At 67.4% G+C, this 3,991-nt stretch carries 3 protein-coding genes and 2 pseudogenes; 3 read left to right on the top strand and 2 right to left on the bottom strand.

Annotated features, from left to right (window positions below):
• Positions 1-543: 543 nt before the first annotated feature.
• Together AB0D57_RS47330 and AB0D57_RS47325 are read left to right on the top strand one after the other, a co-directional pair.
• Positions 544-1,107, top strand: a complete 564-nt coding sequence (locus AB0D57_RS47330; protein WP_362088708.1) for a sortase — start codon at positions 544-546, stop codon at positions 1,105-1,107.
• Positions 1,108-1,200: 93 nt separating this feature from the next.
• The gene (locus tag AB0D57_RS47325) at positions 1,201-1,902 is read left to right on the top strand and encodes a class F sortase (protein ID WP_362088707.1); all 702 of its coding nucleotides are present in this window, start codon (positions 1,201-1,203) and stop codon (positions 1,900-1,902) included.
• 93 nt (positions 1,903-1,995) lie between these two features.
• Here the strand turns inward: AB0D57_RS47325 and AB0D57_RS47320 are convergent, their stop codons facing one another.
• A complete protein-coding gene (locus AB0D57_RS47320; RefSeq protein ID WP_362088706.1) occupies positions 1,996-2,244 on the bottom strand; it encodes a hypothetical protein in 249 nt (82 codons plus the stop codon).
• A 1,281-nt stretch (positions 2,245-3,525) separates the two neighbouring features.
• Here AB0D57_RS47320 and AB0D57_RS47315 point away from each other — a divergent pair.
• Positions 3,526-3,750, top strand: a pseudogene (locus AB0D57_RS47315) (alpha/beta hydrolase); the annotation flags it as partial.
• Here AB0D57_RS47315 and AB0D57_RS47310 read toward each other — a convergent pair.
• Positions 3,750-3,899 (bottom strand): annotated as a pseudogene (locus AB0D57_RS47310) (carboxymuconolactone decarboxylase family protein); the annotation flags it as partial. The pseudogenes AB0D57_RS47315 and AB0D57_RS47310 overlap by 1 nt on opposite strands.
• Positions 3,900-3,991 lie beyond the last annotated feature (92 nt).

The following is a 3,991-nucleotide window of genomic DNA, read 5'->3' as shown; positions in this document are numbered from 1 at the left end:
GTCAAGGCAGCCGCCCGGACCCACAAGGGCGAGCCCAGCCCCGCCATGGCCGAGATGGCCCGCAAGATCACCGGAGCCCTCGACGCCGCCTGATGGGATGAGGGCCGGGACCATCCGGCCGGACTTTCACGCTCAGCGCTTGCGCCGCCGGTCAGCACCCGTCTCCGAACCTTCGAAATCGAGGTTCGGAGACGGGTGCACTTGGGTTCAGACAGCGACTGCCGGTGACCTGCAGGCCAGTTGTCGGTATTTCCTGGCTCCGCCAGGCAGCCGAACGGTCACTGCGCGCCCGACGAGTACAGATGCGGCGACGCTCCGCATTACAGCCACAGGAGCCGATTCCTCCCCGGGGTGGCTGCGTGTACGGCCGTGCGCCAGGGGCGCTTGGGGATGAGGGCAGTTAGCCCATTCGCTTTCCTGTGGCGATTTCTGCCTTGCGTCGGCCTCTGCTGCGGCGACCTGCGTAAATGTTCATGCGAGAGCAGTCGCTACGCCTGCCCGGGTGACCCAGGTGTCGATGCGTCAGGTTGCGGAGCTGACGAAGTGTCGGTTGCCTCGTCGGTGGAGCACAAAAGGGGCACCGCGCAGACAGGCCGGTCACTGCTCCATTGGAGGATTCCCTTGCGAAACAGACACGTTGGCATTGGTATCGGCCTGGTTATCGGTGTACTGAGTCTGCAGAGTCCGGCCTACGCCGGTGACTCAGATATCCACATCCGCCCGGGAAATGCTTCCCCCGGCTCTACGGTCACCGTCAGCACCACGGCCTGCGGCCCGGACGTGACCTACGGCAAGGGCGAGTCGGAGGCGGGAGGGCGGTTCCACCTGTTCGAAGGCGACCACAAGGGCGAGCTCACCGGCCAGTTCCAGATCCCGAAAGGGGAAAAGCCCGACACCGACACCGTCACCGTCAAGTGCCCGCCACGGACCAGGGTCACCGATACGTACCAAATCACCGGCCGCCGGCCGAACGGCGCCGTCGAAGCCGGCTTCGGGGACGCCAAGGACACCGATACGCAAGTTGCCGTGGGCGGTGTGCTGCTCGCCGCGGCCGCCGCCGGGTGTCTGGTGAGGATGCGCCGCCGCTCGCACGGCAACCGGATCTGACCGCCCGACTCCCGCGGCCCCCGGCACCGCGTTCGCCCCGGGGGGGCCGCGGGAGTGAACCCCACCCGGCTGCAGGCAAGAGGCTCAACCGCGATGGAACCCGGACACAAGACCAGCACGCCCCCGCACCCGTTCGTCCCCTCGGTCAAGCATCTGGCCTGGGCACTGGTGGCAGGTACCGTGCTGATGATCGGCGCGATGCACGACAGACAGCCGCCGCAGCCTTCGGCCGGCCAGGCCTTCTCCACCTCCTCGGCAGGCCCCACGCCCGGCCGCACCGCCTCAGCAACACTCCCCGCCGTCCGACCGCTACCCCCCGCCAAGCCCGTCCGGCTTCGTATCCCCGCCATCGACGTGAACGCCCCCATGACAAAGCTGGGCCTCGACAGGGCGGGGGCGCTGCGGCCCCCGCCCGCCGACAACCCCAACCTTGCCGGCTGGTACGGCGAGGGCACGGCACCAGGCTCGGCCGGCACAGCCCTCACCACGGGGCATGTGGACATGCGCTCCGGCAGCCCCGGCGTTTTCTACGAGCTCGGCGCCCTGACCAAGGGCGACACGATCGAGATCAGCCGGGCAGACGGGCGCACGGCCGTATTCACCGTCGACGCCGTGGAGGTCTACGACAAGGAAAGATTCCCCAACGAGAAGGTCTACGGCAGCTCCGACCTGCCCGAGCTACGGGTGATCACCTGCGGCGGCTACGTGAAGAACAGCGGATACCAGGGCAACGTCGTGGTCTACGCGACGCTGACCGCAGTGAAACAGCCGAACGGCCACTACCTGGCAGGGTAAACGGCCCAGGTCCTGTCTGTGGCCGTCAGCGCTCCTGCCCCGCCTTCCCCTCCGGGAATCCCGGTGAGCACACGTGACCATGGGCGGGCTCGGCTAGGTTGCTTCGGCCAGGTGCCACTCACCCATGGCGCTGCGCCGTAGCCGGTGGACCTCGATCCAACGTTCGTCGACCCCGGCGAACGCGCGCCTCGCCTGCTCCCCCGCGCTGCGGGCCCGTTGGGCCGCCAACTGGGTGGCATGCTCACCATCTGCAGCCCGGGGAACTACGTAGTAGTGCCGCATCAGCGTGCCGGTGGCAGTCCGGAAACGGAAGCCCACCAGCCACTGTTCGTCACTGTGCATCGCAGGCAAAGGGCCGTCCGAGCCAGGACGGTGTGGGGACTTCATTGGTTTCCTGCAATAGGCGGGATCCGAACGTGCGGCCGAGGTTGTCATGGAGGTGCCCACTCCCAGAGCTGGCTGGTCTGTACGGTTGGTTCGTTGTGCCGGCTGCGCTTCTCGAAGACTGCGCCCACCGCCGATAGCTTCGAGTCTCCCCAGATGCCTGATGGGCAGGAAGGCCGAGGATTTCCTGGGAGAAGCAGTCCCAGGCAGCAGATGTCGCCGCTGCAATCGGCAGGCGCCACGAGGCAAGGCGACCAAGCCGAGGACTGCGGCCGCCGACCAGAAAGGTAAGTGCTTGCCGCATGAGGGCTGTTGCCGAGTGATCTCACTGGTGTCGGCCTGCCCGGGCCGGGCTTTCTGCACCTCCGGATGACAGAGCCGGGAGCCCCGACCGGACGGGGGGCCGGCCGGGGCAGTTCGCGGTCACGAGGCTCCGTCCTCAGTGATCACCCGAACTATAGATCGCGGCAGTGCACCTCAGCGTGGGTGCGTTACACCAAGGAAGAACTGTTCCCCCTCACGGCTGTCGCGCTCCTGCTCTATCGCTGGGGTCCGATCACGGATATGCGGATCGTGATCGTTCCGGCTTGATGGCCGCCGGCCGGACGGGACGCCTGAAGCGAGAGCCACGTGGCGCTCTCTCCGGGATGGCGGGACACGAAGCGTGGTGCTTGAGCAGGATCGCCGAGCACGCGGCGATGTGTTGTGAAGAAGCTGAGTTCCTCTCGCCCAGTACCCCAGGCCGTGCAGCCACTGCTGGGGTCAGGTCCAGAGCGTCCTGCGGGAGTCGCATGGTGCTGGAGGCCGCCCTGGCGTGGGCAGTGCATGGGCACCCGAACGGCAGGTTCAGTTCAATGAGCGAGTTGAGGTACTGATCGTGGACGAGGCCGGGAGTCTTCCGTATGCCGGCGGGTGCTGACCGCTGGCGGCACCGTGTGCGCGCACCTCATGATCGGCGCGAGCGGTCGGCGTTCGGTGGGGGGCTGAACTGCTGCCGCGGCGGGCTTGCGCAAGTCGAAAGCCATCGCGCGGGCTGGCCTCTTTCCGTCGCAGGTTCCGTCTGCCGTCCCTGGTCGGCCACGCTCGTAGTGTGCCCTCCTTCAGTCTCTTCCCCGTTCGCCGCCAGCATCGTCTTTCTGCCAAGGGGAGGCTGCTCAGGGGTGGTGCCCGTAGGGTCGGTCATCGACCCGTCGGCTCCGGCAAGGCGATCGTGCGACGCGCTGAAGGCCTCGATCGCCGAACGGCGGCTTCTGGGCGCCGCTGACCGCAGCCGACTATGACGGCCAAGGTCTCACCAGCGAGCAGGTCACACGGATCGGCGGAGGCTCGACGCCGTACCCGGGCGCCCCCGTTGCTGAGCCGGCCGTACCGTCCCGCCCGCTCGGCGAGCTCCCGGCCACATACATCCAGTGCCTGCTCGACGGCCCGGAGCCGAGCGACGACGTGGCCAAGCTGCTGACCACTTACTCGCTGGGGGTGATGGGCAGCACGCTTCGCTCGGTGAAGACCTTCTTTGCCACGAAGGTGGCGTTGAGGGCCTTAGGCATGCCGCAGTAGACGGCGGCGTGTAGGAGCGCCTCGACAATCTCCGCAGGCTGCAGGCCGACGTTTAGTAGGACTCCGTTAGGTCTTCCGGTCGGGCCTGTTCGGGAGCATGGTGAGTGTGTGGATGCACACCAAGTGAACCGTGTACGGGCGACGTTGG

Source organism: Streptomyces sp. NPDC048275 (assembly GCF_040652275.1).
In the GTDB taxonomy this organism is placed as follows: domain Bacteria; phylum Actinomycetota; class Actinomycetes; order Streptomycetales; family Streptomycetaceae; genus Streptomyces.
This window is presented reverse-complemented; position numbering and strand designations above follow the sequence as displayed.

What these genes read in the sequence shown, in the direction of transcription:
- AB0D57_RS47320 (WP_362088706.1), bottom strand. Translation starts at nt 2,244, where the DNA reads ATGCACAGTGACGAACAGTGGCTGGTGGGCTTCCGTTTCCGGACTGCC.
- AB0D57_RS47325 (WP_362088707.1), top strand. Translation starts at nt 1,201, where the DNA reads ATGGAACCCGGACACAAGACCAGCACGCCCCCGCACCCGTTCGTCCCC.